The sequence below is a fragment of the Providencia sp. wls1916 genome, from assembly GCF_009706585.1.
Lineage (GTDB): Bacteria > Pseudomonadota > Gammaproteobacteria > Enterobacterales > Enterobacteriaceae > Providencia > Providencia lanzhouensis.
On the sequence record NZ_WLUL01000017.1, the window covers coordinates 29852 to 44420 of the forward strand.

Annotated in this window: 11 protein-coding genes; 4 read left to right on the forward strand and 7 right to left on the reverse strand. The window is 44.4% G+C overall.

Going from position 1 to position 14569, the window contains the following annotated elements; translation table 11 throughout:
• Positions 1 to 132: 132 nt before the first annotated feature.
• Positions 133 to 522, forward strand: a complete 390-nt coding sequence (locus tag GKR61_RS12035) for a YidB family protein (RefSeq protein WP_154599628.1) — start codon at positions 133 to 135, stop codon at positions 520 to 522.
• A 69-nt stretch (positions 523 to 591) separates the two neighbouring features.
• Here GKR61_RS12035 and metE read toward each other — a convergent pair whose 3' ends face one another.
• On the reverse strand, positions 592 to 2871 hold the full coding sequence (gene metE / locus GKR61_RS12040; protein ID WP_154599629.1) for a 5-methyltetrahydropteroyltriglutamate--homocysteine S-methyltransferase: 2280 nt from the start codon (positions 2869 to 2871) through the stop codon (positions 592 to 594).
• Positions 2872 to 2979: 108 nt separating this feature from the next.
• Between metE and metR the strand changes: the two genes are divergently transcribed.
• Entirely contained in the window at positions 2980 to 3936 is a 957-nt protein-coding gene (metR, locus tag GKR61_RS12045) for an HTH-type transcriptional regulator MetR (protein ID WP_036954997.1), read from the forward strand.
• Here metR and GKR61_RS12050 read toward each other — a convergent pair.
• The 3 genes from GKR61_RS12050 to GKR61_RS12060 form a co-directional block, all read right to left on the reverse strand.
• Complete coding sequence (locus GKR61_RS12050; protein WP_036983738.1) at positions 3833 to 4720, reverse strand: carboxylate/amino acid/amine transporter; 888 nt, start codon at positions 4718 to 4720, stop codon at positions 3833 to 3835. The genes metR and GKR61_RS12050 overlap by 104 nt on opposite strands.
• Before the next feature lie 66 nt (positions 4721 to 4786).
• Complete coding sequence (locus tag GKR61_RS12055; protein ID WP_036955001.1) at positions 4787 to 6436, reverse strand: Na+/H+ antiporter; 1650 nt, start codon at positions 6434 to 6436, stop codon at positions 4787 to 4789.
• A gap of 292 nt (positions 6437 to 6728) precedes the next feature.
• Complete coding sequence (locus tag GKR61_RS12060) at positions 6729 to 8075, reverse strand: NCS2 family permease (RefSeq protein ID WP_036955005.1); 1347 nt, start codon at positions 8073 to 8075, stop codon at positions 6729 to 6731.
• Between the two features lie 552 nt (positions 8076 to 8627).
• Here GKR61_RS12060 and GKR61_RS12065 point away from each other — a divergent pair.
• Entirely contained in the window at positions 8628 to 10313 is a 1686-nt protein-coding gene (locus tag GKR61_RS12065; protein WP_154599630.1) for an ArnT family glycosyltransferase, read from the forward strand.
• A gap of 68 nt (positions 10314 to 10381) precedes the next feature.
• Here GKR61_RS12065 and GKR61_RS12070 read toward each other — a convergent pair whose 3' ends face one another.
• A complete protein-coding gene (locus tag GKR61_RS12070) occupies positions 10382 to 11578 on the reverse strand; it encodes an MFS transporter (protein WP_154599631.1) in 1197 nt (398 codons plus the stop codon).
• A gap of 340 nt (positions 11579 to 11918) precedes the next feature.
• Between GKR61_RS12070 and GKR61_RS12075 the strand changes: the two genes are divergently transcribed.
• A complete protein-coding gene (locus GKR61_RS12075) occupies positions 11919 to 12476 on the forward strand; it encodes a helix-turn-helix domain-containing protein (protein WP_036955464.1) in 558 nt (185 codons plus the stop codon).
• 45 nt (positions 12477 to 12521) lie between these two features.
• On the opposite strand, the gene ilvN is transcribed toward GKR61_RS12075, so the two are convergent.
• Together ilvN and ilvB are read right to left on the reverse strand one after the other, a co-directional pair.
• Complete coding sequence (gene ilvN / locus GKR61_RS12080) at positions 12522 to 12806, reverse strand: acetolactate synthase small subunit (protein WP_108479335.1); 285 nt, start codon at positions 12804 to 12806, stop codon at positions 12522 to 12524.
• A gap of 2 nt (positions 12807 to 12808) precedes the next feature.
• On the reverse strand, positions 12809 to 14506 hold the full coding sequence (ilvB, locus tag GKR61_RS12085; RefSeq protein ID WP_036955019.1) for an acetolactate synthase large subunit: 1698 nt from the start codon (positions 14504 to 14506) through the stop codon (positions 12809 to 12811).
• Positions 14507 to 14569 lie beyond the last annotated feature (63 nt).

The following is a 14569-nucleotide window of genomic DNA, read 5'->3' on the forward strand; positions in this document are numbered from 1 at the left end:
ATTAAATTCCCTCTTTGTCTCTGATTTTCATTGACCTGTTGAGTAAATTCCCCAAAATAGCCGCCTATTATTTTTTGTAAAATGTTCCATACTTGGTATTGAACGCATCAATTACGTTATCGAGGAGTCAAAATGGGTCTGTTTGATCAAGTGTTAGGCATGGTTGCAGGCGATAAAATGCAACAGTTTCAATCTGTTATTGATTGGGTTGAAAATCAAGGCGGGCTCTCAGGTGTCGTCGATAAATTTAACACTGAAGGCTTAGGCGGGATCGTTTCATCATGGGTTGCTGAAGGTGAAAATTTGCCAGTTAATGCTAGCCAGTTAATGCAAGTTTTCGGTGATTCAGGGATCCAAGAACTCGCTCAACGCGTTGGTTTAGATCCACAGCAAGCAACAGATATGGTCGCTAAATATTTACCGACTATCGTAGATAGCGCGAGCCCGAATGGTGTGCTACCAGAAAATATCGATTTAGCCTCAATTGGCATGAACTTACTGAAACAAAAACTGTTCGGTTAAGCCCAGTCTTTGGCACAAATAAAAGCCCACTTTACTTTAAAGTGGGCTTTTTACTAAACTAACCCGTTACTAGCTTTGATACTCATTTCGCAGTTTTTTCGCCGCTTCCACCATGTTTGCCAGTGCTTGGCGAGTCTCCGTCCATCCGCGGGTTTTTAAACCGCAATCTGGATTCACCCATAAACGCTCCACTGGCACTCGCTGTGCAGCCTTACGTAATAGCGCTACAATCCACTCTACATTTGGAACGTTAGGCGAGTGAATATCATAAACCCCCGGACCAATTTCATTTGGGTAATCAAAATCTTCGAATGCATCTAATAAATCCATATCCGAGCGCGAGGTTTCAATGGTGATAACATCAGCATCCAGCGCAGCAATCGAATCCATGATGTCATTAAACTCGCAATAACACATATGGGTGTGAATTTGCGTCTTATCATCGGCGATGGCTGCACTTAATTTAAAGGCATCCACCGCCCAAGTCAGATAGTCATTCCATTCATCGCGACGCAGCGGTAACCCTTCACGTAACGCTGGCTCATCAATCTGAATAATGCCAATACCCGCTTTTTGTAAATCATCCACTTCGTCACGCAATGCCAGCGCAATTTGCTTGGCTATCGTTTCACGGCTGGCATCTTCCCGAGGGAATGACCAACACAGGATGGTCACCGGACCTGTCAGCATTCCTTTCACCGGTTTATCCGTCAACGACTGCGCATACTTGGCCCACTCCACTGTAATGGCTTCTGGGCGGCTAATGTCACCAATAATCACCGGTGGCTTCACACAGCGAGAACCGTAACTCTGTACCCAACCATTTTGCGTAAAGACATAACCATCAAAGTGTTCACCGAAGTATTCCACCATATCATTTCGCTCAGCTTCACCATGCACGAGGACATCAATATCCAGCAGCTCCTGCTCCTTGATAGCTTGTTTGATGTGCTCACTGATACTGGTGCGGTAATTCAGTTGGTCTACATTCCCTTTTTTGAAATCAAGGCGCAAAGAACGAATTTCACTGGTCTGCGGGAAAGAGCCGATTGTCGTGGTTGGCCACAATGGCAGATTAAAACGTTGGCGCTGAAGTTCAGCACGCTCTACATAAGGGCGAGTACGCTCGGTATCTTTCGCGTTAATTGCCGCTAAGCGCTGAGCGACCTGTGCATTATTGACTCGAGAAGAGGTGCGTCGAGCACGAATTGGTGCACTATAGGTTTCTAACGCTGCGATATTTTCTGCCGTTGGTTGATTGAGTGTTTTCGTCAATAGCGCCAGTTCTTCACATTTTTGCAGCGCAAATGCAAACCAGCTTTTCACTTCGGCATCCAGACGCGTTTCATCATTTAAATCAATTGGGCTATGCAGTAGCGAGCAAGATGAACCAATCCACAGAGTGCGCTCTCCTAGCAGCGGTTTCACCCGTTGGAATTTCTCGCCTAAATCCCCTTTCCATACGTTGCGGCCATTAATTAATCCGAGCGAAAGCACCCAGTCCGCAGGAAGCGCTTGATGCAATGCTGCGATATCATCCTTACCCGCAACCACATCCACATGCAGTCCTTGCACTGGCAGTTGTTTGATGACATCCAAGTGATGGCTAATACCGTCAAAATAGGTGGTTAACAGTAAGTTAGTTTTACCTGCGAGGGATTGATACGCTTGTTGGTAAGCATTCTGCCATTCAATAGGTAAATCGAGTACCAGTGCTGGCTCGTCAATTTGCACCCATTCCACGCCTTTTTCAGCCAGTCGAGCAAGAATTTCTTGGTAAGCAGGCAGCAGATCCTTCAGCAAGGATAGGCGGTCAAAGGCTGGTCCCTTCACTTTTCCTAACCACAGGTAGGTAATTGGACCAATGACGACAGGTTTAACGTTATGACCGAGTTTTAATGCTTCGTCGACTTCGTCAAACAGTTGATTCCACGACAGTTTAAATTCTTGTCCTTGCTGGAATTCTGGCACGATATAGTGATAGTTAGTATTAAACCATTTCGTCATTTCCCCCGCTGCCGCTGGCTTGCCTGTTGGCGCACGACCCCGAGCTACACGAAATAAGGTATCTAAATCGACAGAGCCATCTTCATTTTGATGACGCGGTGGAACGTTTCCTAGTAATAAACTAGTGGTTAAAACTTGGTCATACCATGCAAAGTCACCGACGGGTAGCAGGTCTACACCTGCATTTTTTTGTTGCTCCCAGTGACGAACACGTAGTTGGTAACCTGTTTCAAGAAGTGCAGATTGGTCAATTTTGCCTGCCCAATAATCTTCTTGTGCACGTTTGAGTTCTCTTTTCAGACCGACACGTGGAAAACCAAGTGTATGATTTATAACAGACATATTGACCCCTTAAAATATTTAGCCGTCTAGATGTTTACACATCTATAATCAACAGGTACTGTATAAAGCACAAGCGCAAATTATTCATCGTCTACTTGAAGGTTTCTCATGATCGAATTAAAACATTTAAAAACGTTGCAGGCGCTCAGCCAATACGGATCATTAGCTGCCACTGCGACGCACCTGCACCAGACTCAGTCTGCGCTATCTCACCAATTCAGTGATTTAGAGCATCGCTTAGGCTACAAACTGTTTGTTCGTAAAACTCAGCCCGTCCATTTCACGCCGCAAGGGGAAGTTCTCCTGCAATTAGCGCAACGTATTTTGCCAATGGTGAAAGATGCCATTCGTGTCTGCAATGAACCGACGGTCAGTACGCTACGTATCGCGATTGAATGCCACAGCTGTATTCAGTGGCTGACCCCTGCATTGCAACAGTTTAGACAAGCATGGCCACAAGTGACCGTAGATTTTAAATCTGGCGTGACCTTTGACCCGCAACCGGAGTTACTTTCGCGAGAATTAGATATCGTGATGACCTCTGATATTCTTGCGGATCAAGATTTGCACTACACGCCGATGTTTGATTATGAAGTGAAACTGGTCGTGGCGAATGATCACCCTTTAGCTAAAAAACCGTTAATTGAGCCTCATGATCTTGCCAAAGAGACATTGCTGATTTATCCAGTTCAGCGTCAACGTTTTGATATCTGGCGTCATTTCTTACAGCCAGCCGGTGTTTCACCTAACATTAAAACCGTCGACAATACGCTGATTTTAATTCAGATGGTGGCGGCTAAAATGGGGATTGCGGCACTGCCACACTGGGCGGTGGATTCCTTTGAAAAGCAAGGTTTGATTACGACGAAAACGTTAGGAAGTGGGTTATGGAGCCGACTGTACGCTGCATGTCGTGAAGGAGAACAGCGCCAGCCAGCCATTGAAACATTTACCAATACCGCTACTGATCACGCGGTGGAGAATTTGTCTTACGTGAAGCCGGTGCGAGGATCCAGCGCTTATGCACCCACAGAGACGCAATTATCAGGCTCGACCCCATGGTGAAACTGAGCCAATTAGGATGTTGCTGCCAAATGGCAAAGTTCACTAATAAACCTGCTGGAACCATCATGTTATTCATTATCGCGAGGGTTCCGGCATCCACTTTCGTCGCACCATAGTTCCACAGAAAATAGCCTATCCCCGATGCAACCACACCCAACCAGAGTAAAACTATCCATTGAGCTTGGCTTGTCGGCACCATCGCCTTATTCCCAAACAGTAGCCATCCCATCAAGGCAATCAACGTCGCCCCGAGATAGAACCATGAAAAGGCTTGATGCTGGGGAATCGGGTGCACTTCCATTAAGCGCTTATAGCCTACTTGCCCAAGTGCAAAGAAGATGTTGGCGAGCTGTACAAACATCAATCCAATCCAAAATGATTCGCTGAGGTGGTCATAACGAATAATGGCAGCACCAATCACGGCTAATATCGAGCTAAACAGGTAGCCTTTACGTAGGCGTTGGCGCTCTAAGAGATCGTAAATTAACGTGACATACAGCGGGGTTAATACCGTAAATAGCAAAAATTCTGCCACGCTCAGGTATTTATAGGCTTGGAAAACAAAGTAATACATGATCCCCAGCTGGCAAGCGCCCACCAGCATATACAGTGAGATCACTTTGGCACTGAAGTTACGCCAACGCAGGAAAGGTAGGAATACCAGAGAAGCTAAACTCACGCGGATAAGCACAGACAACCAGCTATCCACCTGCCCTGCGAGGTATTCCCCCATTAAACTAAAAGACGCTGCCCAGAGCAGCGTCGTGAAAACGAGTAACCACATTGTTGTTCACTCTCAAGCACAATGATTTAACAAACAAGATGCCTGTAGAATACTCGTTTTTTCGTTTTAATGCTCTTTTTCAATCAGCACGGCTTCTAATAAATCCAAATCCACCAGCAAGCTTTGCAAGGTTTCATTACTGATTTTCCGTGTTGCACGTAAGTGATAGAGCTCACCGCGTTCTGCACGTAGCGCCGTTAAACGAAAACGCCGTTCAAGATCTTCAATCTGCAAGTTGTGTTCCATCTCGTCTTGGTCGGCGGTTCGACGACGTAAATGACCAATCACCCTTGTCGCGACCTCGTTGATGTCTTCCGAGTCTAATTGCTCTTCCACATCCGCAGATAAACGCTCTTGCATCTTGTTCAAGCTGACAATTGCCACTTCAGCCATTGCTGCTTTCGCCATACGGATTTCGTTAATATCCGCCTCTTTATCCCCCACTTTAAAATTGCGCAGCAGGAGTGGTAACGCCACAACGCCCGCAAAAATGGAGAATAAAATAACCCCAGCGGCGATAAATACTAGCTGGTACCTTGCAGGGAACGGAGAACCATCGGTTAAAAACAGTGGCACCGAGAGCACACCGGCTAAGGTAATCGCCCCGCGAACCCCAGCAAACGACGCTAACCACAATTCACGGACGGTATAGCTCGCGAACTGTAATGGGCGTTTTTTCAGGAACAGACGGCTGAATCTCTTCATCAACCATAACCAGCAGAAACGTAAAATCAGCAAGGCAAAATAGATGATAACGACCGCGGTAAACAGCATCCAGGTTTCGACGCTTGGGTCGAGTTCTGCTTGAATAACCGATGTTTCCCAAATCCCCGGTAATTGCAGACCGAGCATAATGAACACTAAGCCGTTAAAGACAAACTCTAACATCGACCAAACGCTATCAGCACGTAAACGCATCGCCAAAGGCGCATTGCGGATAACGCCGGATTTGGTGATAGTCATACCCGCAGCAACCGCTGCCAAAATACCTGAAAAACCGATATGTTCCGCAATCATGTAAGAGGCAAATGGTAACAGCAGCATGAAGACGATTTGCGTTGCTGGGTCATCCCCACTCCAGCGGCTCATTAAGCGCAGAGACTTGCTGTATAACCATGTAACAGCAACACCTGCCAACAAACCACCGACTGCGACTTTAAAGAATTCGATTGTGACGCCCGATACGCTGAAGACCATCGTTCCCATAGCAATCGCCACGGCGAACTTCAACGCCACCAGACCGGAAGCATCGTTCATCAATGCTTCCCCTTCGAGTACGCTCATCATGCGTTTGGGAATTCGCCCTTTCCCGACGATAGAGGACAATGCCACCGCATCTGTTGGGGAAAGTACAGCAGCCAGCGCAAAGGCGGCAATAAGCGGGATACCAGGCATCAGCCAGTAAATCAAATAACCAATCCCGATAACGGTTACCAATACTAGCACTAATACCAGAATGAAAATTTCTCGTCCATTCTGGAAAAATTCACGGGTAGGAGTTTTCCAACCATCGACGAATAACAGCGGTGGAATCAACAGAACCATAAAGAGTTCAGGGTCAAAAGAGACGTGTAACCCAAACTGAGGCCACGCTAATAATGCACCGATAGCAATTTGAATAAGAGGAAGGGGAATACGGATGGGAATGACTTTCGTCACCACACCAGAAACAGAGACAGCCAAGATCAAAATAAGAATAGTAAAGAAAATTTCCATGTTGCCCTTACTTATTAACTAATGCATACCCTAAATATCGCAGCTTAAAGTATAACGGGAGAACCCAAAATTTGCCTGCCGCCGCATAGTAAGAGATAGCACCGTCCAGACCATGAGATTTTCAGTCAAGGCAGCCACTGGTTAAAAATAGGCATTTTCACTTCATTTACCGCCTTAGCACTATTCTATCCTTAACAGGCTATCTGACGGGAAAATAATTTGGACTTTAGAACGAATCGCAACAATCCGTTAAAGGGCGACAGCAGCTGCCGCCCTATCATTAGAATTACCTTTAGATAGCGAGGTCGGCAGCATAAAACGCTACCAGCAGAACTGCGATAACTACGCTACCAATATTCAGTTTACGCCACTCACCCGCACAAATACGCCCGATAACCAGTGATGCGAAACCTAACATAATACCGGTGACGATATTACAGGTTAATACGATGAATACCGCACACAGTAAACCTGACATCGAATCCACAAAATCATCGAAATCTAATTTCGAGACATTGCTCAGCATCAGCAGACCCACATACATCAGCGCTGGTGCTGTTGCATAGGCAGGTACCAGATAAGATAATGGCGATAAGAATAAGATAAATAAGAATAAAACACCAACAACTACGGCGGTTAAACCTGTACGGCCGCCTGCTGCAGTTCCTGCTGCGGATTCAATATATACCGCAGCGGGTGATGCGCCGATCGCCCCAGCAAAAATGCTGCTGACAGAGTCAGCGGTTAATGCTTTTCCACCATCGATAATCTGACCGTCTTTATCCAGCAAGTTCGCTTGACCCGCAACAGCGCGGATAGTCCCTGTTGCATCAAAAACTGCTGTCATCACTAATGCCAGAACACTTGGCAGAACCGCCGCTTGAAGTGCGCCCATGATATCCATACTGAACATCAGCGCTAAACCATCTTCACCGAATGAAGGCAGTTTAAAGAAACCTTGGTATTTAACGGCTGGGTCGAAAATCAAACCAATAATCGAAATCGCGATAATGACTAATAACACCCCACCTGGTACACGGCGTTTTTCTAAACCGAAAATTACCGCTAAACCAATCAGAGACATTAAAACAGGGAATGAAGTGAATTCACCCAACGCAACAGGTAAACCTGCATTTGGGTTTTTAACCACTAAGCCAACGCCCGTTGCTGCTATCAACAATAAAAACAGACCGATACCAATACCCGTACCGTGAGCCACGCCCATTGGCATGTTACGTAAAATCCAACTACGGATACCTGTCACAGAGATAATGGTGAATAAACACCCCATTAAGAATACGGCACCCAGCGCAACTGGAATACTAATATGTTGCCCTAACACCAAGCTAAAGGCAGTAAACGCGGTTAATGAGATTGCACAGCCAATTGCCATTGGCAGATTCGCCCATAACCCCATTAATAAAGAACCGAAACCTGCCACTAAACAGGTTGCGATAAACACAGCAGTAGGTGGAAAGCCTGCTTGTCCTAACATACCCGGCACCACGATGACAGAATAAACCATCGCTAAGAATGTCGTTAATCCCGCAATGATTTCGCGGCGCACTGATGAGCCACGCGCTGTGATCTTAAAATATGAATCCAATTTGCAATTGGATGAAGCCTGTTGGCCTGCCATGGTATACCTCTGCTATTAATTTTAGAAAATTCTATGTCACTATTTTTGCTAAGTTTTTTATAAGCATTTATTCATTTTTGCTTGATAACTTAGCGAATATCACCTCAAACTGAAACTCACGTAAACGATTACCTTTTTGATAAATGTTCACTGAACCGAGATAACTGGTGAACAGAATGACTCTCTAGGAACAGTGCGCAAACGTTTGGCTTTTAGAACAAAGTGAGGCGAATTGTGAAGAGCGTAATTATCGTTCGAAAGGGGGGAATTGATCAAGTGTTTTATGGCTGGCCATTTTTTAACCATGAACCATAAAAACTGTGTCATATTCTTACAATCTTCCATAAAAGTCAGTCATATTCCGTTCTATATACTCTTTGTTTAAATATACGCGTGAGAGTGTTGCTAAAATCCCCACTAATATTGAGTTTTTAATAAATAGTCTGTTTATGAACATATTTACTTTCTAATACTAATTAAATAACTCATTTCCCTGGTGATTATTTTTATAAATATATTTTTTAATAATACTTAACACTCGCTATAAATATTATGTCAACCATTACAGCCTCAATTAAAACAATACCAAAAAGTGCCTTAATACTTTTTGCTGTATTTTTACTGATTTATCTCCTTCCCGGGATTTATGGGCATAGTCCATGGAAGCAGGATGAAAACTACAGTTTTGGTATTATTCAAACGATGTATGAAACGGGTAATTGGCTGGTTCCTACCAATGCGGGTGAGCCTTTTATGGAAAAACCGCCATTCTATTATTGGACGGCGACGGTTTTTGCTCATTTATTATCGGGAGTGATGCCGTTATACGATGCCGCACGCAGTGCGAGCTTATTTTTTTCTATTATTAATTTTTCATTTTTTATTTTATTAGCTCGTCGCTTTTTTAAATCCGACAGCTTTTCTGATGCCCGTATTTGGATAGCCTTTGCACTGTATGTTTGTGCACCAGGAATATTACGTCACACCCATGAAATGTTCACCGATGTTTCGTTAATTACAGGGGCAACTATCGGTTTATATGGCTTATTAGGGTTAATTCAGCAACAAAAAATTACCGCGTCCGCCTTCTGGCTGTGCCTTGGCACCATTATCACCACCTTATCTAAAGGCGTGTTTATTCCCGGCGTTCTGTGGATCAGCCTATTTTTGGCACCTGTATTTCTTATTCAATGCCGATCTAAACAGTTTTGGCTACCCGCACTATTCGCGGGTTTGGTTGCCCTCATTGCAATTCTACCTTGGCCAGTCATGCTGTATGTACAGCATCCCGAGCTGTTCGTGACTTGGTTTTGGGAAAATAACATTGGTCGCTTCCTTGGATTCTCCGTTGAGAAGTTAGGGGCTAAAGCCAATTTCACGCGTATTCCTTCTGCAGTCGCATTTTTTGCGCTTCCTGCTGGGCTACTGGCAACTGCCTATTTTTTACGTCATCCGCTCAGACGCCTGCGTGATCATAATGAATATTTGATTGCCATATTTCCTGTCCTTGGCGTGGTATTCTTGCAAATGTCTGCCAGTGGGCGAGCGCTCTATTTACTGCCCTTTATTGCTCCGATGGCGCTCCTCGCTGTACAGGCTCTTGGCTGGTTTTCAGAGAAAGTCTTAAACGCATTCGCACGCTTCGCCGCCTTCTTCTGGTCTGGGGTAATTCTCTTTCTGTGGGCTTGCTACGCTATCGTATTAACGGGTCATCACGCCCAATGGTTGCCTGTTTTTGGTCGTTGGCTACCTCTTGATTACCAAATGCATTTTTCTGTATTTGCGTTGATAGCGGGTATTTTTATTACCTGTTTTTGGTTCTTCCGCAATCATCTTATTTCCTCATCAAGCAGCGCTTTCCAAGCGATAAGAAACTGGTCACTGGGAATGGTGAGTGTGTGGAGCATTATTCTCACATTATTTGTTGGTTGGATTGATTATTCAAAAGGCTACGAAGGGGTTTTCCTGGATCTTCGACATCATTTAGAAGGGCAATTTACCCAAAATGACTGCATGGCTTCCGAAAACCTTGGGGAATCAGAAGCGCCGATGCTCTATTACTACACCGGTATTTTGCATCAAAGACAGATGGAATTTGAAAAACCACAACAGTGCCGATGGCTGATTGTATTATCCAAAGAAATTCAACCCGCTCCTGAAGACATGGAATTGTTTTGGTCAAATCATCGTCCTGATGAATTTCGCGAAAATTTAGTGGTTTATCGAGTAATAGAATAGTTGGTTGCGAATAAAAATCCCCGAGACAAAACTCGGGGATTTTTTAATACATTGGTGATAAAAAGACGTTACTGAGCTTGTTGCTCAATGGCTTGAGCACCATATTTTTCACGGGTAAACCATAAAAATAGCCCCGCTATTCCAATCAATAATATTGGCAGACCTGATGGCGAAATCGCCGTTGCAGCCCCTGCCAATAACGGACCAGAAAGGTTACCTATACCCCATAACATTGCCGCTGCGGCGTTGGCAATAATCAGCTCATTCCCTCTGAAGTATTGACCAATCTGCACTAAAGCGATGGTGTAAATGGCGCCAGCTGTCGCCCCCAACACAAACAATAAAACCCAGATAAAGTAAGTGTGAGTAATTAAGAATGGCAGCAGCATGCTGGCTCCTAACGTCACCACGCCACAAATACGATACAATTTTTCGCGATTCATATGATCAGCTAACCAACCAAACGGCATCTGCATAATCGCATCTCCTGCCAAAATTGCACTGATCATCATCGCCGCAACCGCCTCGGTATGCCCCATGCCCATCCCGTAAATTGGGAACATCGACAAGATAGTGCCATCGAAAAAAGCAAAAAATAGGATTCCGGCACAAATTCCAGGGGCAACTTTCACGAATTGCACAATTGAAAAGTTAGATTCTGACGCCGTTTCTGCGAGCCTATCTCCCACTTTCTGATCCATCAGTAGGAATAAAGCCACAGAAATTAAGTGAATCAAGGTACAAATAAACAGAGGCGATTTATCTTCCACACCGTAATAGGCAATAAATGACGGACCTAATAATTGGCTCACAGTAAATACCGTCGTGTAAATAGCCAATATCCGCCCTCTCTTGTTTTCAGGGGATAATTCGTTGATCCACGTTTCCCCCAAACAAATCATCACACCACTTGCAAGTCCCGTAATCAACCGCAAAGGGAAAAGTAGCCATAAAGGCAATGAACTTAGTAGTGGCAGTAAGCTAATGGCGGAGATCACCGTCGCGATTAACATAGCTTTGCGCTTTCCACACCACTTCACAATATGCTGTACCACAGGGGCAATCAAAAACATTCCCAAGGCAGGAGCCGCAGAGATAATGCCAATGTACAATTCACTCACACCAAAATTATTCAGTCGCAGCGCCACCATCGGGATACTGAGACCAATCACGATGCCGATAACGGCAATGCTGGTTGTAATCGTAAAAATAGCAAAAGAAGCAGAACGTCGAAAATGTTGAAAACTCGAATTAGCAGGGCTCATTTTTGTATTAATCTGCTCAATTAGGATTAATTGTCAGATATAAACTCCGAAAAGATATTATTTATTTGAAATAAAACACTGTGACACATTCAGCCATTAGAATAATACAAATTAAATTATATCATGAATTTATTCAACAAAATAACACACTGAAAAAACAATAAATCTTATTTTTATAACTGTGTATTTAAAAAATAATTTTTAGATTATTTTTCCATTTATTCGCATTCGGCAAAATATTATTTTCATAATATCGGGTTTCTGACATTTCATATTTAAGATGTTAGAATTGGCAGCAGAAATGAGAATTTATAAAAATAATATTGTGGAAGACAGTGTCGTGGAAAATAAAATAAATATAAAAATTGGCCAGAAAGTACGTCTGTTGCGTCAGGCGAGAAACCTTTCTCTGAGTGAGCTTTCCCACTTATCAGGGATCTCCAAAGCCGCTCTTTCTAAGTTGGAATCAGGGGATTCAAACCCGCGCATCGACACCTTAGAGTCCATTGCAGCTGCGCTACGTTTTCCGCTCAGTGACTTATTTACACGCCAAAATGAATCTTATCCCTATTTGGTGAAGGCCACACAGCTTGAAGGCGATTATTTAGAGCAATTTAAATTCCGTATCAGTATGGGAAACGTCTCTGAAATTTGGCAACTCAGTATGAAACGAGGTGCAATTATTAACAGCCCCGCGCATATGGTCGGCACCCATGAACACATTATGGTACACGCGGGCTCCCTTATGCTGCGCTTAGACGATGAGCAAAATGTCGTTCTTGAGGCTGGAGATTTTTACGCTTTCAGCGGAGACTTTCCTCACGCTTACTTATGTATTGAGGGGGATGTACACGCCACCGTCGTGATGACCTATTCACATTTGAGTGATGGAGTTTAATAAGTCAGCCCACAATCCTTGTAGGCTGACCACATTCATTCAGAATTACTGCAAATAATCCTGCATGGTTTCAAACACACGCAAGTCATCGCTAAAACGAACTTCGCGGACGTCTTCCAATTTCTCAACTTGGTTGACCATCTGCGATAAACGCTCATCTTTCTGAACTAATAACCAAATTCGGCTTTCGTCCTTATCTTTAATTGGCATACATAGGATACCATCCACGTTAAAGGCCCGACGTGCAAACAACCCACAAATATGTGACATGACGCCCGGATGGTTGCGAACAATTAATTCTAAGGCGATTGGGTGATGTTCAAATACCATAATTACGCTCCGATCATATCAATATTAGCGGCACCAGGAGGAACCATTGGATATACCTTCTGATTGACATCAATCAGGGCATGAATTAAGCAAGGTCCTTTAGTGTTCATAATCGCTTCCAGCGCCATTTCAGGGTCGGATTCATTATTTAAATCGCACGTTTGGAAACCAAACCCAGAGGCAATTTTAATAAAGTCGGTCTGATACGGGTAAGCTGCTGCAAAGATACGATTCTCAAAAAACAGATCTTGCTGCTGATGAACCATGCCCAGTGCTTGGTTGTTCATTAAAACTATCTTAATGTTTAATTGATGCTCCGCCGCCGTCGCCAGTTCCTGAATATTCATCATCAAGCTACCATCACCAGAGAAACAAACGATGGTTTTATCTGGGTGAGCCAATGCCGCGCCAATGGCTGCCGGTAAACCAAAGCCCATGGTGCCCAAACCACCGGATGTTAACCATTGGCGAGGTCGTGATAATGGGTAAGCTTGCGCCGCCCACATTTGATGTTGCCCAACATCCGTTGTAACAATCGCCTCTTCCCCTGCTGCGCGTGCGGTGGCTAATACCAAACCATAATGATCTAATGGATCATCCGCATTGGCTAAATTCAGCGGATAATTATTTTTCAGATCATTAACTTGCTGAACCCACTCTTGACGATCATTGCGCTCAACTAATGGCAGCAACAGCTCCAAAATTTGTCCCGCATCCGCATGGATAGCAATGTCTGGACGTTTGATTTTACTGATTTCCGCTTTATCGATATCAACATGAATAATTTTGGCATTCGGGCAGAATTTTTCCGCTTTACCAATGGCGCGGTCATCAAAGCGAGCACCGATAACAATCAGTAAATCAGACTCTTCCATGATCATGTTCGTGCTACGTGCCGCATGCATACCCAACATGCCCAAATACAGCGGGTGACGCATTGGGATCGTTCCCAACGCCATCAAGGTCATTGTCGTTGGTAAAGAGGCTTTTTCCGCAAAAGCGATAGCCGTCGCGGTTGAATCTGAGCTAATCACCCCTCCACCGAAATAGAGTACAGGACGCTTCGCACGGTTGATCATTTCCGCCGCTTGGATTACTTTTTCCATATCAAAACTTGGGGCTTTATCTTTCGGTAAAATCTCTGGCAGCGCATCTAACTCAATGGTCGCAGTCTGTACATCTTTTGGAATATCAATCCAAACAGGTCCTGGACGCCCAGACTCAGCAATACGAAATGCTTCGCAGATAACACGAGGTAGGTCTTCAATGCTGCGTACCAAATAGTTGTGTTTCGTAATTGGAATTGAAATACCGTAAGTATCAACTTCCTGAAACGCATCGGTACCAATCATCGAAGATGGCACTTGCGCAGTGATGCATACCAGTGGAATTGAATCCAGCTTAGCATCCGCAATGGCTGTCACTAGGTTAGTGGCACCAGGACCGCTTGAGGAAATACACACCGCTGCTTTGCCTGTGCTACGTGCAATTCCCTGTGCAATAAAACCCGCACCTTGCTCGTGACGCGCCAGTATGTGGCGAATTTTTTTGCTTTGCCCCAGCGCATCATAAAATGGCAATGCAGCCCCACCAGGGATACCAGAAACGATGGTAATGCCATGTTTTTCCAACAAATGGACTATCAATTCTGCGCCTGTAAAACAGTTTTTTTGTGGTGATGTTGTGCCCGACTCGCTCATAATTTTTTATTCCTTCACTAGCCTGCGGATCCGAGTTTTAGGTCATAAAAAAACCCCGCTCGG

Coding starts and splice junctions, on each gene's coding strand:
- GKR61_RS12035 (WP_154599628.1), top strand. CDS start 133: ATGGGTCTGTTTGATCAAGTGTTAGGCATGGTTGCAGGCGATAAAATG.
- metE (WP_154599629.1), bottom strand. CDS start 2,871: ATGTCTGTTATAAATCATACACTTGGTTTTCCACGTGTCGGTCTGAAA.
- metR (WP_036954997.1), top strand. CDS start 2,980: ATGATCGAATTAAAACATTTAAAAACGTTGCAGGCGCTCAGCCAATAC.
- GKR61_RS12050 (WP_036983738.1), bottom strand. CDS start 4,720: ATGTGGTTACTCGTTTTCACGACGCTGCTCTGGGCAGCGTCTTTTAGT.
- GKR61_RS12055 (WP_036955001.1), bottom strand. CDS start 6,436: ATGGAAATTTTCTTTACTATTCTTATTTTGATCTTGGCTGTCTCTGTT.
- GKR61_RS12060 (WP_036955005.1), bottom strand. CDS start 8,075: ATGGCAGGCCAACAGGCTTCATCCAATTGCAAATTGGATTCATATTTT.
- GKR61_RS12065 (WP_154599630.1), top strand. CDS start 8,628: ATGTCAACCATTACAGCCTCAATTAAAACAATACCAAAAAGTGCCTTA.
- GKR61_RS12070 (WP_154599631.1), bottom strand. CDS start 11,578: ATGAGCCCTGCTAATTCGAGTTTTCAACATTTTCGACGTTCTGCTTCT.
- ilvN (WP_108479335.1), bottom strand. CDS start 12,806: ATGGTATTTGAACATCACCCAATCGCCTTAGAATTAATTGTTCGCAAC.
- ilvB (WP_036955019.1), bottom strand. CDS start 14,506: ATGAGCGAGTCGGGCACAACATCACCACAAAAAAACTGTTTTACAGGC.